Genomic DNA, 24566 nt, shown 5'->3' with positions numbered 1-24566 from the left:
GGCTCGCCGCGCGTCCTCGAACGCGTCGGGCATGGCATCCGGGCAGAAGCGTTCCGGAACGCGTCTAGCCGCGGTGGCGGCGGTTCCACGACCTGCGGGTGTGGGCCTGCCAGCGCTGGAAGTCCTCGTGCGTGTGGGCGTCGTGGCCGAGGGCGAGGAGCGCCTGGTCGGTCCACGCGGCGGCCTCGTCGGGCGCGACGGCGGCCAGGATCGGCACGGCCAGCCGCGCGTGGTCCGGCAGCGCCCCCGACCGCAGCCGTGCCGTGACCGCGAAGGCGCAGCCCTGCGCGAGGTGGGCGCGGAAGCCGTCGGCCCCGGCGTGCTCGGTCAGCCACCACAGCTCGTCGCTGTCGGCGCCGCCCGTGTACGTGGCCGCGAACCCCACGCCGCTCCACAGGTCGGCCCGCCGCGTCGCCGGGAAGCCCGCGATCCGCGCGCCGACGTCGTCCGGCGAGGCGCAGTCGTGGTACCACAGCAGCCGTCCGAGCCCCTGGTCGAACACCGCGCAGTGGGCGCGGGTGAGCAGGTCGGGCATGCTCCTGCGGCCCACCATGCGGTCGGCGCGCGACAGGCTCCACTGGAAGCCGAAGCCGTCCACGGCCAGCCAGCGCATCAGCGGGTGCGCCCGCCGCGCGCCCCAGACCGGACGCAGCCGCAGCAGCGCGTAGCCGCGTCCGGCGCCGACGTACGCGGCGTGGCGGTGATGCTGGGCGGGGCCGGCCAGTAGCTCGTGAAGGCGCCGGCCCCGGGTCAGGGTGAGCAGGTCGAGCACGGTGCAGGCCGCCGCCGCGCCCTCGTAGCCGTAAGGCCGCTGCTCAGGTGATAGTTCTTCGATCTTCTCGACTTCCCGCGACATCACCGCGTTGAAGCCGAATACGTACGACTTTTCGGCATCCGCGAAGACTGTCCGGGGAGCCCCGGCGCGCGACCGGAACCTGCGCCGGCTCAGATCGGACTCCGAAGGATCCTTGGTCAGAAACCTCCGCAGCCCCCTCGCCGGGGACAGTGTCGGCTCGATCCTGACCTGGTCCAAGAACGCTGTTGTGCCCGTGTCGCCCACGCTTCCCCCGAAGACGCCTCCTACGGCCAGACACGAAGCTAGTAACCCCATTGCGCCGTTCACCGGCGGCGCACCGGATGTCCCCGGCAAAGAACCCGCAAAAGCCCTTGCGCCACCTGCGGCGGGTCAGCCGGGGGGCGCCGACCTGAAGGACCGCCGCTCCACGCACCCGCACGCCTCCGGATCGGACACCGACGTGCCCGCGATGTCGCGGAACAGCCCGGAACCGGGGGAGAGGCGCTGCAACGCGTCCGCGGCGAGGACGGCCGCGGCCGCGGTGTAGCCGGAACGCTCGTGCGGGAAGTGCTTGCGGTTGACGAACTGCCAGCCGGTCCAGTACGAGCCGTCCTCGTGCCGCAGGTGCTGCACGTCGGCGAAGAGCGCGGCGGCCCGCGTACGGTCGCCCATGGCGTCCAGGGCCAGCACCAGCTCGCACGTCTCGGCCCCGGTGACCCACGGCTGGTCGGACACGCACCGGATGCCGAGCCCCGGCACCACGAACGTGGACCACTCACGATCCAGCAGCTCGAACGCCTGCCGGCCGCGTACGGCGCCGCCGAGCACCGGGTAGTACCAGTCCATCGAGAACCGGCTCTTGTCGGCGAACGCCTCCGGGTGCGCCGACAGCACGTGGGCGAGCCGGTCGGCGGCCAGCTCCCAGTGCGGCTGCGGGTCGCCCAGGTGGTCGGCGAGCAGCACGCCGCAGCGCAGGCCCTGGTGGATCGAGGCGCACCCGGTCAGCAGCGCGTACGCCGCGGGCCGGCCGTGGGCGTCCCGCTCCCAGACGATCTCGCCGCGCTCGGTCTGCAGGCCCACCACGTAGTCGAGAGCGGCCTTGACCATGGGCCAGTACCGCTCGGCGTGCTCGCGGTCGCCGGTGACGAGATGGTGGTGCCAGACGCCGGCGGCCACGTAGGCGGCGTGGTTGGACTCGCCGCCCGCCTCGGCCGCCACGCCGTCGAGCAGCTTCATCGGCCAGGAGCCGTCGGGGCGCTGGTGGCGGGCCAGCCACTCCCAGCCGCGCCGCACCGGCTCGGCCAGCCCGGCCACGCACATGCCCATCAGGCACTCGACGTGGTTCCACGCGTCCACGTGCCCCTCGGGCCAGGGCACTCCGCCGTCGTCCTGCTGGATGGCCGCGATGCTGAGGGCCGTGCGGACGACCTCCTCGCGGGAGATCATGGCTTCTTGACGTAGAGGACCACGCTCTTGCCGATGAGCGGGTTGAGCAGCGCCTCGGCGATCCTGGTGGCGGCCGGCCGCTTCATGATGTCCCACACCAGCAGCTCGTGGTACGCCTTGGCGACCGGGTGGTCGTCGTTGTTGACGCCCACCGCGCACTTGATCCACCAGTAGGGCGCGTGCAGGCCGTGGGCGTGGTGGTGCGGGCCGATCTCGAAGCCGACGGACTTGAGCTTGGCCGACAGCTCGGCCAGCGTGTAGATCCGCACGTGGCCGCCCGGCGCGGTGTGGTAGTCCTCGTCCAGGGCCCAGCAGATGCGCTCGGGCAGGAAGCTCGGCACGGTGATCGCCGCGGTGCCGCCCGGCTTGAGCACGCGGAAGATCTCCCGCATGGCCGCCAGGTCGTCGGGGATGTGCTCCAGCACCTCGGCCGCGATGACCCGGTCGAAGCCGCCGTCCTCGAACGGCATGTCCAGCGCCGTGCCCTGGACGGTCTCGCCGGTCGCGCCCAGCGGCACCTCGCCCGCCTTGTCCATCGCCACGAACATGGCCGCCACGTTGTCCAGCTCGGACTGGTCCATGTCGAAGGCGACGACGTCGGCGCCCTGGCGCAGCACCTCGAAGGCGTGCCTGCCGCCGCCGCAGCCCAGGTCGAGCACACGCACGCCGGGGCCCACGGGGAGCCGGTCGAAGTCCACGGTCAGCACTTTGTCGCTTCTCCTTGATCAGCTCTTGGGGCTCTTCGTACAGGGGTCAGCGGCGGCTCTTGTGCGCCGCCATCGCCTCGCGGTACGCCTCGACCGTCCGCTTGGCGACGACGTGCCAGGTGTAGCGCTCCATGACGCGGTCGTAGCCGGCCTTGCCCACCCGCTCGCGCTCCTCGGGGGAGTCGTGCAGGCGGCGCAGCACCGCGGCCAGCTCCTCGGCGTCACCCGGCGGCACCTGGACGGCCGCGTCGCCCACGACCTCGGGCAGCGCGCCCGTACGGCTGGCCACCAGCGGCGTGCCGCAGGCCATGTGCTCGACGGCGGGCAGCGAGAAGCCCTCGTACAGCGAAGGGACCACCGAGATCTCCGAGGTGGCGATCAGCTCGCCCAGCTCGTCGTCGGAAATGCCGTGCACGAAACGCACCCGGTCCTGCAACGAGAGCTCCTGGACGAGCCGCTCGGTCGGGCCGCCGGGGGTGGGCTTGCTGACGACGGTCAGGTTCACGTCGCGCTCGGTGGCCAGCTTGGCGACCGCGCGCAGCAGCGTGGCCACGCCCTTCATCGGCGAGTCCGCGCTGGCGACCGCGACGATCGAGCCCTTGCGGCGCGGCTTGTCCGGGCGCGGGTGGAAGTAGCGGGTGTCCACGCCGAGCGGGATCAGCCGCATGTTGGCCTGCGGGACGTTGAAGTCCCGGTGGATGTCGGCCAGCGACGACTCGCTGACGGTGAGGATCGGGCTGAGCCTGGGGGCGACGCGGGACTGCATCTTCACGAACCCGTACCAGCGGCGCATGGTGAGCTTCTTGTAGCCGGTGGCGGCCTCCAGCTCGATCCGCCGGTCGACGCTGATCGGGTGGTGGATCGTGCCGACCACGGGGAACAGCTTCTGGATGCCGAGCAGGCCGTAGCCGAGGGTCTGGTTGTCCTGGACGACGTCGAAGTCGCCCACCCGCTTCTTCAGCTCGCGGTAGGCGCGCAGGGTGAAGGTCAGCGGCTCGGGGAAGCCGGCCGTCCACATGGTGCCGACCTCCAGGAGGTCGATCCAGTCGCGGTACTCGGCCAGCTTCGGGGTCCTGAACGGGTCCTCGTCCCGGTAGAGGTCGAGGCTGGACACCTTGCGCAGGACGACGCCCTCGTCCAGCTCGGGGTAGGGCGGTCCGGAGAACACCTCGACGTGGTGACCGAGCGCGACCAGTTCACGGCTCAGGTGCCGGAGGTAGACGCCCTGCCCGCCGCAGGTGGGCTTGCTGCGATAGGACAGCAGCGCGATCCGCAGCGCCTCGCTCACGGACACCCCTTTCTCCGCCGGTAGGCCCATGTTTTCTGCGGTAAGGCCCCAAGAGGCGGGCGTGTACCGTGAAAGATGACCTTAGTCCGAGAAGGCTACCATTCGGTAGGTCACCTGGAATTGTTCACAACAGTCTCCACAGGCCGTGCGAACTGCGACATTAAGGTAACCGAGCGTGGTTCGGTGAAACATGTTCTAGGTGGCTTGGTGCTGCGTCCAGGCGCTTAGCTGTACATTCCCGTCCCAAAGGGACGCGGTGCGGGCCACCGTACCTACGTGATAGTTGGAGGACCCCTTGGCCAGGCGCGCTCTGATCACCGGCATCACCGGCCAGGACGGTTCCTACTTGGCCGAGCACCTGCTCGACCAGGGGTACGAGGTGTGGGGGCTGGCCCGCGGACAGGCGAACCCGCGCGTCTCGCGCATGCGCAAGCTGCTCGCCGACGTCCAGGTGGTACGGGGTGACCTGCTGGACCAGGGGTCGCTGATCTCCGCGGTGGAACGCGTTCAACCCGACGAGGTGTACAACCTGGGGGCGATCTCGTTCGTGCCCATGTCGTGGGAGCAGGCCGAGCTGACCGCCGAGGTGACCGGGATGGGCGTCCTGCGGATGCTTGAGGCCATCCGGGTGTGTTCGGGCGTGTCGAGAGGTGGGGGATCGTCGCCGTCGGGGCAGATCCGCTTCTACCAGGCTTCGTCGTCGGAGATGTTCGGGCAGGTCACCGAGACGCCGCAGACCGAGCGCACCGCCTTCCACCCGCGCTCGCCGTACGGGGTGGCCAAGGCGTACGGGCACTTCCTCACGCAGAACTACCGCGAGTCGTACGGGATGTTCGCGGTGTCGGGCATCCTGTTCAACCACGAGTCGCCGCGGCGCGGCGCGGAGTTCGTGACCAGGAAGGTCACGCTCGGGGTGGCCCGGATCAAGCTCGGGCTGGCCACGGAGCTGCGGCTGGGCAACCTGGAGGCGCGCCGCGACTGGGGCTACGCCGGCGACTACGTCAAGGCGATGCACCTGATGTTGCAGGCCGCCAGCCCCGAGGACTACGTGATCGGCACCGGGCGGATGAAGTCGGTGCGCGAGCTGGTGGAGGCCGCCTTCACGGCCGCCGGGCTGGACTGGGAGCGGCACGTGGTGGTCGACCAGTCGCTGCACCGGCCGGCGGAGGTGGACCTGCTGTGCGCCGACCCGAAGAAGGCGCGGGCGCAGCTGGGGTGGGAGCCGAGCGTGTCGTTCGACGAGCTGGTCGCCATGATGGTCGAGAGCGACCTCCGCCTCCTCTCCGCCGGCGGCGACCCCGACCAGGACAGCTCCTGGCCGTAGACCGGACTGCTGCCGGTCGTTGTTTCCCGGGGTCTGTGCGGTTGTGGCCGCCTGTTCCGGTGCGGGTTCTGCTGTCTCTTCACGGCTTCGCGTGGTCGGGCCATCCGCCGTACTGCGGCTGAGGGCCCTCCAGGGGCACGGCCGCTGACCCTTCACCGGTGACCCGCCGTCACGCGACGCTCCGTGGGCCCTCTGAGTCGTCACGGCGATCCCGCGGATCCCATTGACAAAGAGGATTTTTACGTAAAAGATTGATTTTGCGATGAGAGATGTCCTGTATCTGGAACAGATCGAGCAGGCCGAGGCGCTGCTCAAGCCGCAGCGGGTCGAGGTGCTGAGGCAACTGGCCGAGCCGCGCACGTGCTCGGAGGTCGCCGAACGCCTCGGGCAGACGCCGCAGCGGGTCTACTACCACGTCAAGCGGCTGGTCGAGGCGGGCCTCGTGGACCTGGTGTCCGAGCGCAAGGTGCGCGGCATCCACGAGGGCATCTACCAGGCCGGCGCCCGCTCGTACTGGCTGTCACCGCGGCTGGTCGGGCGCATCGGGCTGCGCAAGGCACGCGACGAGCTGAGCCTGGGCTACCTGCTCGACCTCATGGAGGAGGTCCAGGCCGACATCGCCGCGCTCGACCGGGACGCGCCCGAGCTGCCGTCCATCGGCCTGTCCGGAGAGATCCACGTACGTCCGGAGAGCCGCCAGCAGTTCCTGAACGACCTGCAGGGCATGCTGCAGGAGCTTTTCACTCGCTACGGCGGCGCTGAGGGTGACGCCTTCAAGCTCGCCGTGGCCTGTTACCCCAAGGGAGAAGAGCATGAGTGAGCCGATGATCGCGAAGGTCCGCGTCCACGCGCCGGTCAAGGAGGTGTGGCACGCGCTGACCGACTCGGCCGCGGCGCGCGTCTGGCTGGCCGAGCACGCCGAGGTGGACCTGCCGGACCGGTTCGAGTTCTGGGGGCGTACGACGCCGGAGGGCGACGCGCCGCACCAGCGCGTGCTGTCGGCCGACGACCGCAGTGTGCAGTTCGCCTGGCTGCTGGACGGGGTCGAGACGACCGCCGGCATCACGGTCGAGGAGGACGGCGAGTCGGCGACGATCGTCTCGGTGTCGCAGTCGCACTACGACTTCCAGGACGTCGTCACCGGCGCGAGCATCCGCGGCGTGCTGCAGACGTACTGGTACCAGGTCCTGGCCAGCCTGGCCGAGCACGTCGAGGGCCGGCCGCTCACGCCGCGCGTCGACTTCACCGCGCGCGAGCTGCGCGCCGAGGTCACCATCGACGCGGCGCCCGCCCAGGTCTTCGAGTCGCTGATCGACTCGGAGACGGCCACCAAGTGGTTCGGGTTCCCGATCGAGATCGAGCCGTACGTCGGCGGCCGGTTCGCCATGGGCGGGTTCGCGAACGACCCGTCGCCGGCCAAGGTGCTGGAGCTGGAGCCGGAGCGCCGGTTCTCCGTCGACTGGGGCGGCCCGGGGGTGAGCTCGTGGGAGCTCGCCGGGTCCGCCGGCCGGACGCGGCTGACGCTCGTGCAGAGCGGCTTCGACGCCGAGCGCCCGCCGTACGCGGCCTGGGGCGGGATGTTGTCCGGGGTGGCGGAGCTGCGGCGCTTCCACGAGGTGCCGGACTGGCGTCCGATGTGGGTCGAGTCCTGAGCGGTTCAGCCGGGTTTGTCGTGATCGGCGTCCGGCAGGTGATCGAGGACGGTCTCGGCGATCGTCGCGAGCACCTCGATCTGCTCCGGCGAGAGCAGGTCGATGAAGTGCCTGCGGACGGACGCCACATGGGCGGGCGCCGCCTCCTGGATGGCCCGCAGACCTCTCTCGGTCAGCACGACCACGGCGCCGCGCCCGTCCCCCTCGAAGCCCTCGCGCGTGACGAGCCCGCGCTGCTCCATCCGCGAGATGTGCCGCGAGAGGCGGCTCTTCGACCAGAGCATCCGGTCGGCCAGCCTGGTGAGCCGCCACCGGTGGTCGGGCGCGGAGGTCAGCGCGGACAGGACGTCGTAGTCGGGGGCCGACAGCCCTGAGTCGCGCGCGAGGTCGCGGCTGACCTGGGCGTCCAGCAGCAGGCGCATCCTGCGGTAGCCGATCCAGGCCCGGAACTCGGCGTCGTCCAGCCAGTTGGGCTCCATGTCCCGGAGTTTAGTTGACGTGTAACCGACCTCAGATCTAGGTTTACATGTAAACCAATCTGGAGGAGGCACGTCGTGTTCGGACTGGGCATATCGACCTCGGCGGGGCCGGGGGCCGATCCTGTGGGGGACGCTCGCGCGGCCGAGGAGCTGGGCTTCGACTTCGTCTCGGCCTCGGACCATCCCTGTGGGAGCGAGCCGACGTACGAGCTGTGGACGATGCTGACCTGGGTGGCCGCCGCCACCTCGCGGATCAGGGTGGCGACGCGGGTGCTGGGGGTGCCGTACCGGCCGCCGGCGATGGTCGCCAAGATGGCCGAGACGCTGCACCGGCTCTCCGGCGGCCGGCTGATCCTCGGGCTCGGGGGCGGCTACTCCGACGAGGAGTTCCGCGCGTTCGGGCTGGGCGTGCCCACACCCCGCGAGAAGGTGGACGGCATGGTGGAGGCCATCCACGTCATCCGCGGCCTCTGGTCCGAATCGCACTTCACGTACGAAGGCTCTCGCTACCACACCGATCGGGCCACCATCGAGCCCAAGCCCCTCAGCCCCATCCCGATCTGGCTGGGCACGTACGGCCCACGCGCCCTCGACGCCACCGGACGGCTGGCCGACGGCTGGATCCCCTCCCTGGGGTTCGCGCCGCCGGAACGGGCGGCACCCATGAGGGAGCGCGTCCTGTCGGCCGGTCGCCCGGTCGAGTGCGTGTACAACGTCGCCTTCCGCATCGGCGCCGCCGCCGAGGGGGACGGGATGGTCGCGGGCTCGGCGTCGGAGGTGACCGGCCGCCTGGCGGAGTTCGTGGCCATGGGGTTCACGTCGATGAACTTCACGCCGGTCGGCCCCGACCCGCGCGCCCAGGCGGAGCGCCTGGCCGGGGAGGTGCTGCCCGCCCTCCGCGCGCTGACTTCCTGACCGGCGGCGGGACGCGCGGAAGACGATCCGGGCCTGCGGCGAAGGATGGGTGACAGTCCACCACTTCGTGAAGGCGCCTGATGACGGAGACGACAACGTGATCGCCGAAGCGGGCGAACAGCTGACCGACGCCGAGCTGGTCGCCCGGTACCGGCGGGACCCCGACCTGTTCACCATCGTGCACGATCGCCATTACCGCGACATCTACCTGTACGTCGCCGGCCGGCTGGACACGCAGATCGCCGAGGACATCACGGCCGAGACGTTCTTGCTGGCCTTCGACCAGCGCGACCGGTTCGACCCGGAACGCGGGGGTTTGCGGCCCTGGTTGTTCGGCCTGGCCACCAACCTGATCGCCAGGCACCGGCGCAAGGAGGTCCGCCACTACCGGGCGCTGGCCCGGCTGGGCCCGGAACCAGCCGTGGAAGGCCATGAGAACCGGGTCGTGGCCTCCGTCGCTGCCCAGCGCATGCAGCCGCACCTGGCCAGGGCGATCGCCGCGCTGTCCGGGGGCGAGCGCGACGTCCTGCTGCTCGTGGCCCTGGGCCAGCTCAGCTACGACGAGGTGGCCCAGGCGCTCGGCATCGCCGCCGGCACGGTCGGCTCCCGGCTCAGCCGGGCGCGCGCGAAGATCCACGCCCTCGTCGACAAGGAGACCGCTCATGGATGACCTGAACGAGCTCGCCACCCTGCTGGCCAAGCCCGAACCGGCCACCGAGGCGATCGCGCGCAGCAGGGGCCGCCTCCAGGACAGGATGCGCGGCCGTACGGCGCGGCGGCGGACCCGGTGGCTCGTGCCGTCGCTCGCCCTGGCCGCCGCCGCCGCTGTCGTCACGGTCCTCGCCACGGGCGTGATCGCGCCTGCCGGCACACCGGCCTCGGGCAAGGACGTCCTGCTCATGGCCGCCGCCAGCGCCGAGCGTACGCCCGAGGGCGCCGGCCGGTACTGGCACGTCACCCGCGAGTACCGGGACGCCGACATCCCCTCACGGGAGAGCTGGACCGCGCGGGACGGGCGTCGCTGGTCCAGGGGCCGGCCGGACGCCCCCGCGGGTGTCGTCGTGCCCGACCCGAACCCGCTCAGGCTCAAGGGGGCCGAGGTGAGCATCGAGGAGCTCGAAGGGCTGCCGACGGAGCCGGCCGCCCTGATCGCCCGGATCGCCGCCCTTCCCGGGCTCGCCCGCGACATGACCTCCTCCGAGCAGCGTGGTGACCCGCTGTTCTCACTGGTCGCGCTGATCTCGGAGCTGCCGGCGCCGCCGGAGGTCCGGTCCGCGGCGTTCCGGGCACTCGCCGCGACACCCGGGGTCGAGAACGCGGGCGAGGTCGAGGACGGGCAGGAGCTGCGGTTCCCCAACCCCGACGGCGGCCCCGAGATCAGGACGGTCGTCGACCCTGCGAGCGCCCGGGTGATCCGGACCAACTACCTCTACGGCGGCGACGGGGGAGTGGCGTGGGGCCCGAGCTTCGTCTGGGTCACCGCAGGCTGGACCGATCAGCCTCCGCGCTGACGTGGGGGTGGGCGCCGGTTGGGCGGGCGGGCTTCGGGAGGGCGCGGAGTTCGCTGGTTTTCCACAGAACGTGGCTCGGCTCTGCGGGGGCCTGGGGAAGGCCGTCACCCTGGGCCCGTGAACGGCTCACTCTCGTTGCTCGGCCGCGCCGAGCGCATCACCCGGTCCTGCCGGCAGGCCGTCGCCTGCCGGCAGACGGCCGCACATGTCTGGGGCCTGAGCGTGCTCTCCGTCCCGGAGGCCGACTGGCCGGTGGAGGTGATCGCCCCCGCTCACCTGGCGATCCCCGGCTGCGTCACGTACGTGGGCGAGCTGCCCGCCGACGACGTCACCGACCATCGGGGCGTCCGGCTCACCACCATGGCGCGCACGGCCCTCGACTGCGCCCGGTCGCTGCCGCGTCCGGAGGCCGTGGCGGCGCTCGACCAGTTCGCCCGGCTGGGGGTCGACATGGAGGCCCTGTGGCGTCGTCCGCTCAACTCCTGGCGGCTGCGCGACACGCTGAGCCTGGCCGACGCGGGTGCCGCCTCGCCCCGGGAGAGCTGGCTGCGGGTCATCCTCGTCGACGGCGGCCTCCCACTGCCCACGACGCAGCTCGCCGTGGACCTGGGCGGCGGCAGGCGGGCCTACCTCGACCTGGGGTGGGAGCCGTACAAGGTGGGGGTCGAGTACGACGGCCGGGAGCACCACACCTCGCCGGAGGACCGGCGGCGCGACGACGACCGCCGCGCCGAGCTGCGGCGGCTCGGCTGGCGCGTGATCGCCGTACGCCGCGACGTCATCCCCGGCCAGATCGCCGGCCTTCTCCGCCACGTCGCCGACGCGCTGATCCAGCAAGGCTGGCAACCGGGCCCGGAGGGCACTGTCCACGTCCTCCGCCAGATCCGCGCGGCCCGCCGCAGGATCCACCACCATCCCCGGCACCGGCGCTTCTCGTGAGGGCGTTCCCGGCGCCCTCGGGAGGGTCAGGCGATCGTGACCGGCAACTCCTTGATGCCGTTGATGAAGTTCGAGCGCAGGCGGCGGGCCGGGCCGGCCTGGCGGATGCGCGGGCGGCGCCTGGCCAGTTGCTCGAACAGCACGCGCAGCTCCAGCTTGGCGAGGTGGTTGCCGAGGCAGAAGTGCGCGCCGCCGCCGCCGAACCCGATGTGCGTGTTGGGCGTGCGCCCGATGTCGAAGACCTCCGGGTCCGGGAAGACGGAGGCGTCCCGGTTGGCGGAGGAGTAGAAGACCACGACCTTGTCGCCGTCCTTGACGGGCTGCCCGCCGAGCACCTGGTCGGCCATGGAGGTGCGCCGGAACAGGTTGACCGGCGACACCCACCGGACGATCTCGTCGGCCGCCGTCCTGGCCAGCGTGGGGTCGGCGACCAGGCGGTCCCACTGGTCGGGGTGGTCGAAGAGGGCCAGCATGCCGCCGGAGGCCGCGTTGCGGGTGGTCTCGTTGCCCGCGACGATCAGCAGCAGGACGAAGAGGTCGAACTCGTCCTCGCTGAGGTTCTCGCCCTTCTCGTCGGGCTGGAGGAGCTTGGTGATGATGTCGTCCTTGGGGCTGGCTCTGCGCTGCGCCGCGAGCTCGTTGGCGTAGGCGTACACCTCCATGGCCGCGCCGGAGCCCTCCTCGGGCGTCGCGGCGTAGTCGGGGTCCTGGGCGCCGATCATGCGGTTCGACCAGGAGAACAGCTTGTCGCGGTCGGTCGCGGGGGCGCCGAGCAGCTCGCAGATCACGTACAGGGGGAGGGGGGCGGAGACCTCGGTGACGAAGTCCACCTCGCCGGAGCACTTGTCGAGGAGGTCGTCGCAGATGTCGCGGATGTGCTGTTCGAGGGCGCCGATCGTCCGGGGGGTGAAGCCGCGGTTGACCAGCGAACGCCGCCTGGTGTGCTCGGGCGGGTCCTGGTTGAGCATCATCAGCCGCTGGAGGGCGATCTGGTCCTCGGGCATCTCGTCGAAGAGGGCGAGCTTCTTGGCCGAGGAGAACAGCTCGGAGTGGCGGGACACGTGCACGACGTCCTCGTAGCGGGTGACCGCCCAGAACCCGGGCTCGCCCTCGTGCCAGTGGACGGGGGAGTTGGCGCGGAGCCAGGCGAGCTGTTCGTGGGGTGGGCCGGAAGTGGCGTAACGGTCCCTGTCGACGAGGTCGATATGCACGCGCGGTCACCTCTTGATCAAGCGCTTGTTTTATATGTACTGAAACGTGTTCTATTACGCCACTGTACGCCCGTCAAGTAGCCCCGGTCCGGCCCCGAGCTTCCGTCCGACCGGACACCCCGATGTAACCCCGCAGAACGCCACCCCTGACCGCCGTCCTCTCGCCCGTCCTCCGGGGGGCGGGCGGTCAGGGGGTGGGGTGGTCGGTGGCCCTGAGGTGGAGGGCGAGGCGCTCACCGGCCGAACGCCTGCTCTACGTGCTGCAGGCCGTCGCGCTCGGCTTCGCGTGCGCGGCGGCGCGGGCGCGTACGGGCACGTTGTGGATGGCGGTCGGCGTGCACATCGGCCACCTTCTGCTCCCGACGAGGCCCCTCCACTACGGCGTGCAATTCGTCATCCCGGCCTGCGCGCTCACCATCACCGGGCTGCTGCTGCTCCGGCCACGACGCAGGGGAGCGAGCGTGGGAAGGGGTGTCGCCCCGGGTGTAGGGCCCGCGGGCGCACGTGCGAGACGACCACGGCCGGCGCACAGGGCCCCCAGCCCCCGTTCCACGCCGAGCGGCGCACCTCTGAGGCACGTCCGATGTTTTCCAAGGCGAGGTGATCGGCAGAGAAGAGGAAGCCGTCGGAGCTGTGGGGGCTGGGTTGGGTGGTTTGCTTGGGGTTCGAGGTGTGGGTTCAGGTTACGGATCGGATGTATCCCGCTGGACGCCCTTGACATGCGCCGCCATCCCGCAGCAGCATCTGAGACACAGACATCCGATGAATGACTGAAGGGTGCGGTGTGAAGCTGCTGCGAGTGGGACCTGTCGGGCAGGAGCGGCCGGTGGTGATGGACGCCTCCGGCACCCTGCGCGACATCGGGGAGCCCGAGATCGACGGGGCTTTTCTCGCCTCCGGGGGAGTGGCGCGCGTGCGTGCCGCGCTGGAGCGTGGCGACCTGCCCGTCGTCGACGCCGCCGGGCTGCGGGTGGGCGCGCCGATCGCCCGTCCGGGCAAGGTGGTCTGCATCGGGCTGAACTACCGCGACCACGCCGCCGAGTCCGGCGCCGAGCCGCCCGCCGAGCCCGTGGTGTTCATGAAGGCCGCCAACACCGTGATCGGCGCGTACGACGAGGTGCTGGTGCCGCGCGGCAGCGTGAAGACCGACTGGGAGGTGGAGCTGGCGGTCGTCATCGGCAAGCAGGCCCGCTACCTCGACAGCCGGGAGGAGGCCCTCGACGTGATCGCCGGATACGCGATCTCCAACGACGTCTCCGAGCGTGAGTTCCAGCTCGAACGCGGCGGTCAGTGGGACAAGGGCAAGTCGTGCGAGACGTTCAACCCGCTGGGCCCCTGGCTGGTGACGGCGGACGAAGTCGGCGACCCGCAGAGCCTGGGGCTGCGCCTCTGGGTGAACGGCGAGCAGCGCCAGGACGGCGCCACCAAGGACATGATCTTCGACGTGGCCGAGATCGTGCGCTATCTGAGCCGGTTCATGGTGCTCGAACCCGGTGACGTGATCAACACCGGCACCCCGGCCGGGGTCGCGATGGGCATCCCCGGACAGCCGTACCTGCGCGCCGGTGACGTGATGGAGCTGGAGATCGACGGGCTCGGCCGCCAGCGCCAGACGGTGGGGCAGGGCTGATGTCGTACAGAATCGTCGCGCTGGAGACGCACGACGTGCGCTTCCCCACCTCGCGCGAGCTGGACGGGTCGGACGCGATGAACCCCGACCCCGACTACTCCGCGGCGTACGTGGTGCTGAGGACCGACGACGGGGTCGAGGGGCACGGGTTCGCGTTCACCATCGGGCGCGGCAACGACGTGCAGACCGGGGCGATCCGGGCGCTTGAGTCGTACGTGCTCGGCCGGGACGTCGAAGACCTGGGCGCCCTGTACAAGGAGCTGGTCAACGACTCGCAGCTGCGGTGGCTGGGGCCGGAGAAGGGCGTCATGCACATGGCGATCTCCGCCGTGGTCAACGCCCTGTGGGATCTGAAGGCCAGGCGGGCGGGCAAGCCGGTGTGGCGGCTGCTGTCCGAGATGTCCCCCGAGGAGATCGTCGGGCTGATCGACTTCCGCTACCTGAGCGACGCGCTCACCCGGGACGAAGCCCTCCAGATCCTGAAAAACGCAGAAGAGGGGAAGGAAGAGCGGATCCAGCGGCTCATCGAGACCGGCTACCCCGCCTACACCACCTCTCCCGGCTGGCTCGGCTACGACGACGACAAGCTGCGACGCCTCTGCAAGGAGGCGCTCGACCAGGGCTTCGGCCAGATCAAGCTCAAGGTCGGCGCCGACCTCGACGACGACCTGCGCCGCTTCCGCGTGGCCCGCGAGGTCTGCGGCCCCGACTACCCGATCGCGATCGACGCCAACCAGCGCTGGGACGTCGCCTCGGCCATCGAGTGGGTCGGCGCGCTGAGCCCGTACCGGCCGCACTGGGTGGAGGAGCCGACCAGCCCCGACGACGTGCTCGGTCACGCCGCCATCGCCGAGGGCATCAGGCCGGTCCCGGTCGCCACCGGCGAGCACGTCCAGAACCGCATCGTCTTCAAGCAGCTCCTCCAGGCCGGCGCGATCTCCTTCCTGCAGATCGACGCGGCCAGGGTCGGCGGGGTCAACGAGAACCTGGCGATCCTGCTGCTCGCGGCCAAGTTCGGCGTGCCGGTCTGCCCGCACGCGGGCGGCGTCGGGCTGTGCGAGCTGGTGCAGCACCTGTCGATGTTCGACTACGTGGCCGTCACCGGCACGATGGACGGCCGCGTGATCGAGTACGTCGACCACCTCCACGAGCACTTCGTGCACCCGGTCGTCATCGACAACGGCCGCTACGCCGCCCCCATGGCGCCCGGCTTCAGCGCCGAGATGCACACGGCGTCGATCACCGCCCACACGTTCCCCGACGGCGAGGTCTGGAGGTCCGCGTCATGACGCTCAAGGCCATCGTGACCGGCGGCGGTTCGGGCATCGGCCTGGCCACCGCCACCCTGCTCGTGGCGCGCGGCATGAAGGTCGCCTGCCTCGACCTCGTCCCGCCCGGCGACCCGTTCGTCGGGATCAAGGCGGACGTGGCGGACGACGCGTCCGTGCGCGCGGCGGTGGCCGAGGCCGCCGAGCGGCTGGGCGGCATCGACATCCTGATCAACAACGCGGGCGTCGGCGCCCAGGGCACGGTCGAGGACAACCCGGACGAGGAGTGGCGGAAGGTCTTCGACGTCAACGTGTTCGGCATGGTGCGGGTGAGCCGGGCGGCGCTGCCGTACCTGCGCGAGTCGCGGCACGCGGCCATCGTCAACACCTGCTCGATCGCGGCCACCGCGGGGCTGCCGGACCGGGCGCTCTACAGCGCGACCAAGGGCGCGGTGTTGTCGCTGACCCTCGCCATGGCCGCCGACCACGTCCGCGAGGGCATCCGCGTCAACTGCGTCAACCCGGGCACCGCCGACACCCCGTGGGTGGGGCGGCTGCTCGACTCGGCCGACGATCCCGAGGCCGAACGAGCGGCGCTGAACGCCCGGCAGCCCATGGGCCGTCTGGTCAGCGCCGAGGAGGTCGCCGCGGCGATCGCCTATCTGGCGGGTCCCGAGGCCGCCTCGACCACCGGCACCGCGCTCGCGGTCGACGGCGGCATGCAGGGGCTGCGGCTCCGGCCAACCAACCAAGGAAGGTAACCCCCCATGAAGATCGGTCCGGTGGTCGCGAGCGCGGCCCTGCTGGCGGTCGTCGCCGCCTGTGGCTCCAGCGGCACGAGCGGCACCAGCGGTTCCACGGCGGAAGGGGGAGGCGGCGGCAAGGTGGGCATCGACCACCCGCGCGCCGACTCCGACTTCTGGAACTCCTATATCAAGTACGTCCCGCAGATGGCGACCGAGCTCAAGGTCGACCTGATGCCCGCCACGAACTCCCAGAACGACGTCTCCAAGCTGGTCAACAACGTGCAGGCGCTGGTCGGCCAGGGCGCCAAGGCGATCGTCATGGCCCCCCAGGACACCGGCGCCATCGCCAACACGCTCCAGCAGCTGAAGAACAAGAAGATCCCCGTGGTGACCGTGGACACCCGCCCCGACAAGGGCAAGGTCTACATGGTCGTACGCGCCGACAACCGCGCGTACGGCACCAAGGCGTGCGAGTTCCTCGGTGAGAAGCTCGGCGGCAAGGGCAAGGTCGTGCAGCTGGAGGGCGCGCTCAGCTCGATCAACGGCCGCGACCGGTCCGAGGCGTTCAACGAGTGCATGAAGAGCAAGTTCCCCGGCATCACAGTGTTCAGCGAGCCGACCGAGTGGGAGGGCAGCAAGGCGGCGTCCATGCTCCAGACCCGCTTGGAGCAGAACCCGGACATCAAGGGCATCTACATGCATGCCGGCGGTGTGCACCTGGCCCCGACGCTGCAGGTGCTCAAGCAGAAGAATCTGCTGGTCCCGCCGACCGACCCCAAGCACGTCTTCGTGGTCTCCAACGACGGCATCCCGCAGGAGTTCGAGGAGATCCGCAAGGGCAACATCGACGCCACGGTGTCGCAGCCGGCCGACCTCTACGCCCGGTACGCGATCTTCTACGCCAAGGCCGCGGTCGACGGCAAGACGTTCCAGCCGGGGCCGACCGACCACGGCAGCAACATCATCCAGCTCCCCAACGGCTTCGAGGACCAGCTCCCGGCGCCGCTGGTGACGAAGGACAACGTGGACGACCAGAACCTCTGGGGTAACCAGGTCAAGTGATGAAATATCACGTTGAAGCCCGAAATGTCGTCAAGCGTTTCGGCCCGACCACCGCGCTGAACGGCGCGGAGATCGCCATCGCCGAGGGCCAGACCCACGCCCTCGTCGGCCGGAACGGCGCGGGGAAGTCCACCCTCGTGTCGATCCTCACCGGGCTCCAGCGGCCGGACGAGGGCGAGGTGCTGTTCTCGGGAGAGACGGCGCCCGCCCTCGGCGACCGCGACGCCTGGCGGCGGCGCGTCGCCTGCGTGTACCAGAAGTCCACGATCATCCCGGCGCTGACGGTCGCGGAGAACCTGTTCGTCAACCGCCAGACCGAGCGCGGCCGGGTGATCAACTGGCGGACGCTGCGGGCCAAGGCGCGCGAGCTGCTGGACACGTACGAGGTGGACGTCGACCCGCGGGCGCTGGCCGGCGAGCTGAGCGTCGAGCAGCGGCAGCTCGTGGAGATCGCGCGGGCGCTGTCGTTCGGCGCGCGCTTCATCATCCTCGACGAGCCCACCGCCAGGCTCGACGGCCCGGCCATCGAGCGGCTGTTCACCCGCATGCGCTCGCTGCGCGAGCAGGGCGTCACGATGATGTACATCTCCCATCACCTGGACGAGGTGTACGAGATCTGCCAGAGCGTCACGGTCTTCCGCGACGCCCGGCACATCGTGACCCGGCCGGTCGAGGGCTTCCCGCACAACGAGCTGGTGGACGCGATGACCGGCGAGGCCACGGCCGCCTACCAGGCCCGGCAGCGCACGCCGGGCGAGGCGGTCGTGCTGGCGGGCGCTGGCCTGTCGCTGGCCGGCCGCTACCAGGACGTGGACATCGCGGTCAGGTCCGGCGAGGTCGTGGGCCTGGCCGGCTCGGCGAGCAGCGGCAAGGTCGGCCTGGCCGAGACCCTGGTCGGGCTGCGCAAACCGGACGCGGGCACGGTCACGATCGACGGCGACCAGGTCAGGCCGGGCGACGTGCCCGCCGCCATGCGGGCCGGGCTCGGGTTCGTGCCCGAGGACCGGCATCACGAGGGTTTCGTCCCGATGTTGTCCGTGGGGGAGAACGCCACCCTGCCGATCGCCCACAAGCTGGGCCCCTACGGCATCGTCTCGCCCGCGCGGCGCCGGGCCAGGGCCGTCCAGATGATCGAGAGCCTGGACATCAAGACCGAGGGGCCCGACCAGCCCGTCGGCGACCTGTCCGGCGGGAACGCGCAGAAGGTCGTGTTCGCGCGGGCGCTCGTGGACGACCCGAGGGCCCTGGTCGTGATCAACCCGACCGCGGGCGTCGACGTCAAGGCCAAGCAGGCCCTGCTCGGCGCGGTCGAGGACGCGGTCGGCCGGGGCGCGGGGGCCGTCGTGGTCTCCGACGAGCTCGACGACCTGCGCATCTGCGACCGGGTGCTGGTGATGTTCCACGGCCGGGTCGTCAAGGACGTGCCGCGTGGCTGGACCGACCACGAGCTCGTGGCCGTGATGGAAGGCATACAAGAGTGACCACATTGACTGCTCCGGCCCCCCGGCTGCGGCTGGCCAGGTTCCGCGACCTGACCCTGGTGCCGGTGATCCTGCTCCTGCTCGTCGTGGGCGCGTTCCTCGACCCGACCTTCCTGACGGCGGGCAACCTGACGAACGTCCTGCAGCAGCAGGCGGCGATCTCGCTGCTCGTGCTGGCCGAGGCGATGATCCTGATCGCCGGGAAGTTCGACCTGTCGCTGGAGTCGACGGTCGGCAGCGCGCCCAGCATCGCCGTGATGCTGGTCGTCCCGGCGTCGGCGGGCGGGTTCGGCCTCGGGCTGCCCGGCTGGCTGGTGATCCCGCTGGCCCTGCTCGTGGGCGCGGCCATCGGCGCGTTCAACGGGTTCCTGATCATCAGGTTCCAGCTCTCGGCGTTCATCGTCACGCTGGCCATGCTGATCATCGTGGACGGCCTCCAGCAGGGGCTCACCCAGGGCAAGACGCTGTTCGAGCTGCCCGACTCGTTGCTCTACCTCGGCAGCGCCACCTGGCTCGGCCTGCCCGCCGCCATCTGGATCGCCGCGCTGCTGTTCGCCGCCGGGGTCTTCGGCCTGACCTACCTCAGGCTCGGCCGCGCCCTGTACGCCATCGGCGGCAACGCCGACGCGGCCCGCGCCGCCGGCATCCGGGTGGACCGCGTGCTGTTCGGCGTGTTCGTGCTCGGCGGCATCCTGGCCGCCACGGCCGGCATCCTGGAGACCGGACGCCTCGGCGGGATCGGCAACGAGATGGGCGACGGCTGGATCTTCATGGTCTTCGCCGCGGCCGTCATCGGCGGCGTCAGCATGGACGGCGGCAAGGGCACCGTCCTCGGCGCGCTGACCGGCGTGCTGGTGATCGGCCTGGTCCAGAACATCCTGACCCTCATCGGGGTCTCCGGCTTCTGGCAACCGGTGATCTACGGTGGCATCATTCTGATCGCACTGATCATCAGCAGGATCGCCGGCGGAAAGGCGCAGGACTGATGGAACGCCTCGCCCTCCGCACCAGGCTCAAGGCCGGGTGCGAGGAGATCTACGACAGGGAGCACGCCGAGATCCCGGCCGCTCTGGAGTCCGCCATGCGCGCGGGCGGCGTGATCTCGTGGCGCATCTGGCGCGACGGCCTTGACCTGTTCCACTTCGTGGAGGTCGAGGACTACGCCGCGCTGCAGGCCGCGCTCAGGGACGACCCCGCCGACCAGGCCTGGCAGCGTCAGATGAACCGCCTGCTCGACGGCGACTTCGACAAGTCGGCGGGCGGTTTGCGGCCGGTCTGGGAGATGACGTGATCGACCTGCCCCGCGTCGGCTTCGGCGGCGCCCCGATCGGCAACCTGTACCAGGCGGTCTCCGGCGAGCAGGCGCGCGCCACGGTCGACGCGGCCTGGGACAGCGGCGTGCGGCTCTACGACACCGCGCCGCACTACGGGCTCGGGCTGTCCGAGCGCCGCCTGGGCGCCGCGCTCGCCGAGCGGTCGGGCTACGTCCTGTCCACGAAGGTGGGCCGGCTGGTGGTGCCCTCGCAGGTCCGCGAGGACGACGAGATCTTCGACGTCCCCGTCGGGCTGGGCCGCGCATGGGACTTCTCGGCCGACGGGGTGCGCGACTCCCTGGAGGACTCCCTCGCCCGGCTCGGCCTGCCCGAGATCGACATCGCGCTCATCCACGACCCCGACGACCACGTGGAGCAGGCGCTCGCCGAGGCGTACCCGGCGCTGGCCGAGCTGCGGGAACAGGGCGTGGTGAAGGCGATCGGCGTCGGCATGAACCAGTGGCGGGCGCCGCTGCGGTTCGTCCGGGAGACCGGGATCGACGTCGTCATGCTCGCCGGCCGCTACACGCTGCTCGACCAGTCGGGGCTGCCGCTGCTGGAGGAGTGCGCCGAACGCGGCGTCAGGGTGCTGGCGGCCGGGGTCTTCAACAGCGGCCTGCTGGCCACACCGACGCCGTCGGGCACCTTCGACTACGCGCCCGCGCCGGCGCCGCTGCTCGACCGGGCCGTCCGGATCGCCAAGACCTGCGAGCGCCACGGCGTCACCCTGCCGCAGGCGGCCATGGCCTTCCCGCTGCGGCATCCGGCGGTCGCCTCGATCGTCCTGGGCGCCCGCGCGCCCGAGGAGGTGCTGGCCAACGCCACCCTGTGGTCCCGCCCGGTCCCCGAGGACCTGTGGCTGGAACTGGCCGACGAGGGCCTGCTGACGGCCTGACCGCGACGCCGGCGGCGTCAGGAGGGGATGAACAGCCAGGACCTGGACGTGCCGGGCTCGTAGCGGGAGTCCAGGCGTTTGGCGACCACGCCGGGCAGGCCCTGCTCGCGCGCCGCCTGCCGCACCGGACCGGCCTCGCCGGGCCACGAGGGCGCGGTCTGCCAGCGCGGACCGGCCAGCTCCAGCGCCTCCAGGGCGGCCCGCCGGTCGGCGAACGGCTCGTCCAGCAGGGAACGGCCCTCGTCGTACAGCAGGTCGTGGACGACCAGGATCTCGGTCCCGCCCAGCGTGACCACCTCGCCGTCCAGCACCGCCGTCCGGCTGCCGAACGACTCGGCCAGCGGACGCAGCCAGGGGTGCTCGCGGGCGGCCGTCGTGCGCCCGCCGTCGATGGGGACCAGGAGCCGGCGTCCGCGCCAGGCGAACTCGAAGGCGTAGGCGGCGGCGTCCCTGGGCGGCCGGACGCGCTCGGTGGGCAGCATGGGCTCCACGTCGGGGAACGGGTCGCGGACGGGGGCGTCCATGCGGTGGATCATCCAGTTCTTGCCCCGCGTCCGGAACAGCACGAACCGGCCGGAGGCCCGCCTGCCGTGCAGGACGAACTTGACCTCCCGGTCGGACCACTTCTCGGTCTCGTACGTGCCGGTGTCCCAGACGGTCATCGTGCCGCCGCCGTACTCGCCCTGGGGGATCTCGCCGTGGAAGGTGAGGTACTCCATCGGGTGGTCCTCGGTGTGCACGGCCAGGTGGTTGGTGCCGGGGTCGGCGGGCAGGCCCTTGGGGACCGCCCAGGAGGCCAGCACGCCGTCGTGTTCCAGCCGCAGGTCCCAGTGCAGGGACCGGGCGTGGTGCTCCTGGATGACGAACGCGGCGCCGCCACCGTCCTCGGGGGAGGTGGCGGGCACGGGCTCGGGGGTCCGGCTGGGGTCGCGTTTGCTGCGGTATCGCTCCAGTTTGTCGGGCACGACACGGGTACTACCCGGGGAGCGGTCCGGCGTGCCGATCAGTCGAGCGCTTTGCGCAGCCACGCCTCCACGCCCGCGACGTGCACGGTGGCCCAGGAGCGCGCCACGTCCGGCTGGCGGGCGGCGATGGCCTCGTAGATCGCGGTGTGCTGCTCGCGGGTCTTCGTCATCGCGCCCTCCTGGGTGAGGCCGCGCCACACCCGGGCCCGAGTGGTCGGACCTGACAGGCTCTCGATGAACGAACACAGCACGCTGTTGCCCGACCCGCGCGCGATGCGCTGATGGAACTCCAGGTCGTTGGCGACCAGCTCCTCGACCGTCGGCTCGGCGGGCAGCGAGTCGAGGATGAGCCGCAGCTCCTCGATGTCCGCCTCGCTCATCAGCTCGGTGGCCATGGCCGTCGCGGCCGGCTCAAGGATGCGGCGGACCTCGAAGAACTGGATCACCGTGTCGTCGCGGTGCAGGTCGAGCACGAACGACATGGTGTCGAGCAGCAGGTGCGGCTCCAGGCTGGTGACGTACGTGCCGTCGCCCTGGCGTACGTCGAGCACGTTGATCAGGGCGAGCGCGCGGACGGCCTCGCGCAGCGAGTTGCGCGACAGGCCGAGCCGCTCGGCGAGGTCGGCCTCCTTCGGCAGGCGGTCGCCCGGAGTCAGCTCGCCGGAGAGGATCATCTGCTTGATCTTGTCGATGGCCGCGTCGGTGACCGCCACACTCTTCTCCCTAGACATCGGATGTCTAGGAGTCTAGAGCCTGGAAGCGTACGGGATCGACGTTCGGGACGCGGCGGATCAGACCCCGGGTCTCCAGCGTGCGCAGATGGGCCGCGGCCTCGCCGGCCGCCATGCCGCGCAGCACGGGGGCCAGGTCGTCCCAGGGCCGGTTCCAGGTCATCATCGCGGCGACCTCCCAGATGGTCAGCGGTCGCGACCGCTCGGCCAGGAGGGTGCGCAACCGGATCAGCTTCTCCTCGTGATGGTGGCGGATCTCGGCGGCGCGTGCGGCAACATCAGGAAATATCCACTCATGTGCGGGCAAAGCGTCCAGGGGGCCCAGCTCGCCGACCCGGTCGAGCGAGTCCATGAAGTCGCCCAGCGGATCGACGTCGTCCCGGTCGTAGGGATAGATCCCGATGTGCGGGGTGATGTCGGGAAGGACGTGGTCGCCGGTGAACAGCCGGTCGGCGTCCTCCAGGTGCAGGCAGATGTGGCCCGGCGTGTGACCGGGGGTGTGCACGGCCCGCAGCTTGCGGCCCGGCAGGTCCACCAGGTCGCCGTCGCGCAGCTCGCGGTCGGGCAGCGCGGGCGGCGTCGGCCGGGCGCCCATCGCCTCGCGCGCCTCGGCGGGATCGGCCCCGGCCCGCCGGAGCATGTCGGACTGGAAGCTCGCGTGCTCCTCCGCGGCGAGCCCGTGCATGAGCCGGACCAGCGCCGCGTCCGCCTCGTGCATCGCGATCCAGGCCCCGGACGCCTCCTTGACCTGCCCGGCGAGCCCGGCGTGATCGGGATGGAAGTGGGTGACGACCACGCCGCTCACGGCCGCGACGTCGAGCCCGAGCTCGGCCAGGCCGCCGCTGAGCGCCTCCCAGGCGTCGGGATGGTTCCAGCCGGCGTCGACCAGCACCGGCCCGCGCGGCGACTCGACGGCGTAGACCAGCGTGTAGCCGAGAGGATTGCCCGGGATGGGCACCGGCACGCTCCACACCCCGCCGCCGAGCTCCTGCGGCCGCTGCTCCGAGTACGGCCTGCGCCTGGTCTTCCCCACCGGTTCCCCCGATCGAGCACGTGCGTTGAATGGTAGATCAGGCGATGCGTTCGAGGATCGTCGCCGTGGCCAGTGCGCCGCCCGCGCACATCGTGACCAGCGCGGTGTTGCCGTCGGAGCGTTCGAGCTCGTGCAGGGCGGAGGTGATGAGCCGGGCGCCGGTGGCCCCGACGGGATGGCCGAGCGCGATGGCCCCGCCGTTGACGTTGACCCGGTCGAAGTCGGGCTCGTGCGCGGCGGCCCACGAGAGCACCACGGACGCGAACGCCTCGTTCACCTCGAACCTGTCGATGTCGCCCATGGTCATCCCGGCCGCCGCCAGCACCTTCGCGGTCGCCTCCACGGGACCGTCGAGGTGATAGTACGGCTCGGCCCCGACGAGCGCCTGCGCCAGGATGCGCGCCCTGGGCCGCAGCCCCTGCCGGCGGGCCTCCTGCTCGCTCGTCACCAGCACGGCGGCCGCGCCGTCGGAGATCTGCGAGGACGTGCCGGCCGTGTGCAGGGCGCCCTCGGCGACCGGCTTGAGCCCGGCCAGGCTCTCCACCGTGGTCTCGCGTAACCCCTGATCTCTGCGTACGGACCCGACGGGCACGATCTCCCGGTCGAACCGCCCGTCGGCCCACGCCTTGGCCGCCAGGCGCTGCGAGCGCGCGCCGAACCAGTCGAGCCGCTCTCTGGTCAGCCCCCGCCGCCGCGCGATCCGCTCGGCCGCGGTGAACTGGTCGGGCAGGTCGATGCTCCAGTCGTCGGGACGCGGCCGGGCGGGCCGCACGTTGCTGCCGAGCGGCGCCCTGCTCATGACCTCGACCCCGCACCCGATGCCCGCGTCGATGACGCCCGCCCTGACCAACGCGGCCGCCAGGTGCACGGCCTGCTGCGAGGAGCCGCACTGGGCGTCGATCGTGGTGACCCCCGTCTGGTAGGGGAGCCCGGCGTAGAGCCAGGAATGGCGGCCGACGTGACCGCCCTGCTCACCCGCCTGGGTGACGCATCCGGCGAACACCTGGCCGACGGCGGCCGGGTCGACGCCGGCGCGCTCGACCAGCCCGTTCAGCGCCGCGGCCAGGACCTGCTGCGGCTTGAGCCCCGACAGCCATCCCGCCTTCTTGCCGATGGGCGTGCGAACGGCCTCGACGATCATCGGTGTACCCACAGTCGCCTCCAGAACGTTGCT

Annotated in this window: 25 protein-coding genes; 15 read left to right on the top strand and 10 right to left on the bottom strand. The window is 71.2% G+C overall.

Annotated elements, in window-relative coordinates; translation table 11 throughout:
• Window positions 1-64: 64 nt before the first annotated feature.
• The 4 genes from ACIA8R_RS11225 to ACIA8R_RS11210 form a co-directional block, all read right to left on the bottom strand.
• Window positions 65-1111 carry a DUF1702 family protein gene (locus tag ACIA8R_RS11225; protein WP_364085374.1) on the bottom strand — a complete coding sequence of 349 codons (1047 nt, stop codon included), beginning with the start codon at window positions 1109-1111 and terminating at the stop codon, window positions 65-67.
• Between the two features lie 75 nt (window positions 1112-1186).
• Complete coding sequence (locus ACIA8R_RS11220; protein ID WP_364085372.1) at window positions 1187-2242, bottom strand: prenyltransferase; 1056 nt, start codon at window positions 2240-2242, stop codon at window positions 1187-1189.
• Window positions 2239-2949 (bottom strand): class I SAM-dependent methyltransferase, encoded by a 711-nt coding sequence (locus ACIA8R_RS11215; RefSeq protein WP_397037937.1) that lies wholly within the window; start codon window positions 2947-2949, stop codon window positions 2239-2241. The genes ACIA8R_RS11220 and ACIA8R_RS11215 overlap by 4 nt, the downstream gene beginning before the upstream one ends.
• A gap of 46 nt (window positions 2950-2995) precedes the next feature.
• Window positions 2996-4267, bottom strand: a complete 1272-nt coding sequence (locus ACIA8R_RS11210) for a glycosyltransferase family 4 protein (protein ID WP_364085369.1) — start codon at window positions 4265-4267, stop codon at window positions 2996-2998.
• A gap of 265 nt (window positions 4268-4532) precedes the next feature.
• Here ACIA8R_RS11210 and ACIA8R_RS11205 point away from each other — a divergent pair, with 265 nt between their 5' ends.
• From ACIA8R_RS11205 to ACIA8R_RS11195, 3 genes are all read left to right on the top strand, one after another.
• Window positions 4533-5561 (top strand): GDP-mannose 4,6-dehydratase, encoded by a 1029-nt coding sequence (locus ACIA8R_RS11205; protein ID WP_397037935.1) that lies wholly within the window; start codon window positions 4533-4535, stop codon window positions 5559-5561.
• Window positions 5562-5823: 262 nt separating this feature from the next.
• Window positions 5824-6381 (top strand): helix-turn-helix domain-containing protein, encoded by a 558-nt coding sequence (locus ACIA8R_RS11200; protein WP_357697404.1) that lies wholly within the window; start codon window positions 5824-5826, stop codon window positions 6379-6381.
• A complete protein-coding gene (locus ACIA8R_RS11195) occupies window positions 6374-7213 on the top strand; it encodes an SRPBCC family protein (RefSeq protein ID WP_397037933.1) in 840 nt (279 codons plus the stop codon). Before ACIA8R_RS11200 ends, ACIA8R_RS11195 begins: the two co-directional genes overlap by 8 nt.
• Before the next feature lie 5 nt (window positions 7214-7218).
• On the opposite strand, the gene ACIA8R_RS11190 is transcribed toward ACIA8R_RS11195, so the two are convergent.
• The gene (locus tag ACIA8R_RS11190; protein WP_397037931.1) at window positions 7219-7692 is read right to left on the bottom strand and encodes a MarR family winged helix-turn-helix transcriptional regulator; all 474 of its coding nucleotides are present in this window, start codon (window positions 7690-7692) and stop codon (window positions 7219-7221) included.
• A gap of 75 nt (window positions 7693-7767) precedes the next feature.
• On the opposite strand from ACIA8R_RS11190, the gene ACIA8R_RS11185 reads away from it, so the two are divergent.
• The 4 genes from ACIA8R_RS11185 (at window position 7768) to ACIA8R_RS11170 (ending at window position 11057) form a co-directional block, all read left to right on the top strand.
• Window positions 7768-8607, top strand: coding sequence for an LLM class flavin-dependent oxidoreductase (locus ACIA8R_RS11185; protein ID WP_357697409.1), 840 nt, complete (start codon window positions 7768-7770; stop codon window positions 8605-8607).
• Window positions 8608-8704: 97 nt separating this feature from the next.
• Window positions 8705-9277: an RNA polymerase sigma factor gene (locus ACIA8R_RS11180; RefSeq protein ID WP_364085352.1), complete on the top strand. Its 573-nt coding sequence runs from the start codon at window positions 8705-8707 to the stop codon at window positions 9275-9277.
• Window positions 9270-10118: a CU044_5270 family protein gene (locus ACIA8R_RS11175; RefSeq protein WP_397037929.1), complete on the top strand. Its 849-nt coding sequence runs from the start codon at window positions 9270-9272 to the stop codon at window positions 10116-10118. Before ACIA8R_RS11180 ends, ACIA8R_RS11175 begins: the two co-directional genes overlap by 8 nt.
• 117 nt (window positions 10119-10235) lie before the next feature.
• Window positions 10236-11057 (top strand): hypothetical protein, encoded by an 822-nt coding sequence (locus ACIA8R_RS11170; protein WP_397037927.1) that lies wholly within the window; start codon window positions 10236-10238, stop codon window positions 11055-11057.
• A 26-nt stretch (window positions 11058-11083) separates the two neighbouring features.
• Here ACIA8R_RS11170 and ACIA8R_RS11165 read toward each other — a convergent pair whose 3' ends face one another.
• A complete protein-coding gene (locus tag ACIA8R_RS11165; RefSeq protein ID WP_357697417.1) occupies window positions 11084-12268 on the bottom strand; it encodes a cytochrome P450 in 1185 nt (394 codons plus the stop codon).
• 784 nt (window positions 12269-13052) lie between these two features.
• Here ACIA8R_RS11165 and ACIA8R_RS11160 point away from each other — a divergent pair.
• Genes ACIA8R_RS11160 through ACIA8R_RS11125 form a run of 8 tightly spaced genes read left to right on the top strand, consistent with a single transcriptional unit; the run spans window position 13053 to window position 20663 of the window.
• Window positions 13053-13898 (top strand): fumarylacetoacetate hydrolase family protein, encoded by an 846-nt coding sequence (locus ACIA8R_RS11160; RefSeq protein WP_357697421.1) that lies wholly within the window; start codon window positions 13053-13055, stop codon window positions 13896-13898.
• Window positions 13898-15187 (top strand): L-fuconate dehydratase, encoded by a 1290-nt coding sequence (locus tag ACIA8R_RS11155; RefSeq protein ID WP_397037924.1) that lies wholly within the window; start codon window positions 13898-13900, stop codon window positions 15185-15187. Before ACIA8R_RS11160 ends, ACIA8R_RS11155 begins: the two co-directional genes overlap by 1 nt.
• Window positions 15184-15927, top strand: a complete 744-nt coding sequence (locus ACIA8R_RS11150; RefSeq protein WP_357697424.1) for an SDR family oxidoreductase — start codon at window positions 15184-15186, stop codon at window positions 15925-15927. The genes ACIA8R_RS11155 and ACIA8R_RS11150 overlap by 4 nt, the downstream gene beginning before the upstream one ends.
• A gap of 6 nt (window positions 15928-15933) precedes the next feature.
• Entirely contained in the window at window positions 15934-16974 is a 1041-nt protein-coding gene (locus tag ACIA8R_RS11145; RefSeq protein WP_397037922.1) for a sugar ABC transporter substrate-binding protein, read from the top strand.
• Complete coding sequence (locus ACIA8R_RS11140; RefSeq protein ID WP_397037920.1) at window positions 16974-18455, top strand: sugar ABC transporter ATP-binding protein; 1482 nt, start codon at window positions 16974-16976, stop codon at window positions 18453-18455. Before ACIA8R_RS11145 ends, ACIA8R_RS11140 begins: the two co-directional genes overlap by 1 nt.
• The gene (locus tag ACIA8R_RS11135; RefSeq protein WP_357697430.1) at window positions 18452-19441 is read left to right on the top strand and encodes an ABC transporter permease; all 990 of its coding nucleotides are present in this window, start codon (window positions 18452-18454) and stop codon (window positions 19439-19441) included. Before ACIA8R_RS11140 ends, ACIA8R_RS11135 begins: the two co-directional genes overlap by 4 nt.
• On the top strand, window positions 19441-19746 hold the full coding sequence (locus tag ACIA8R_RS11130; protein ID WP_397037917.1) for an L-rhamnose mutarotase: 306 nt from the start codon (window positions 19441-19443) through the stop codon (window positions 19744-19746). The genes ACIA8R_RS11135 and ACIA8R_RS11130 overlap by 1 nt, the downstream gene beginning before the upstream one ends.
• On the top strand, window positions 19743-20663 hold the full coding sequence (locus tag ACIA8R_RS11125) for an aldo/keto reductase (RefSeq protein ID WP_357697434.1): 921 nt from the start codon (window positions 19743-19745) through the stop codon (window positions 20661-20663). Before ACIA8R_RS11130 ends, ACIA8R_RS11125 begins: the two co-directional genes overlap by 4 nt.
• Before the next feature lie 17 nt (window positions 20664-20680).
• On the opposite strand, the gene ACIA8R_RS11120 is transcribed toward ACIA8R_RS11125, so the two are convergent.
• Genes ACIA8R_RS11120 through ACIA8R_RS11105 form a run of 4 tightly spaced genes read right to left on the bottom strand, consistent with a single transcriptional unit; the run spans window position 20681 to window position 24545 of the window.
• Window positions 20681-21628, bottom strand: a complete 948-nt coding sequence (locus ACIA8R_RS11120) for a DNA polymerase ligase N-terminal domain-containing protein (protein WP_397037915.1) — start codon at window positions 21626-21628, stop codon at window positions 20681-20683.
• Window positions 21629-21666: 38 nt separating this feature from the next.
• Complete coding sequence (locus ACIA8R_RS11115) at window positions 21667-22341, bottom strand: FadR/GntR family transcriptional regulator (RefSeq protein ID WP_357697438.1); 675 nt, start codon at window positions 22339-22341, stop codon at window positions 21667-21669.
• A 25-nt stretch (window positions 22342-22366) separates the two neighbouring features.
• Window positions 22367-23392: an MBL fold metallo-hydrolase gene (locus ACIA8R_RS11110; RefSeq protein WP_364085323.1), complete on the bottom strand. Its 1026-nt coding sequence runs from the start codon at window positions 23390-23392 to the stop codon at window positions 22367-22369.
• 37 nt (window positions 23393-23429) lie between these two features.
• Window positions 23430-24545 (bottom strand): steroid 3-ketoacyl-CoA thiolase, encoded by a 1116-nt coding sequence (locus ACIA8R_RS11105; protein ID WP_397037913.1) that lies wholly within the window; start codon window positions 24543-24545, stop codon window positions 23430-23432.
• Window positions 24546-24566: the final 21 nt, after the last annotated feature.

The sequence above is a fragment of the Nonomuraea sp. NPDC051191 genome, from assembly GCF_044455665.1.
Classification (GTDB): Bacteria; Actinomycetota; Actinomycetes; order Streptosporangiales; family Streptosporangiaceae; genus Nonomuraea.
This window is presented reverse-complemented; position numbering and strand designations above follow the sequence as displayed.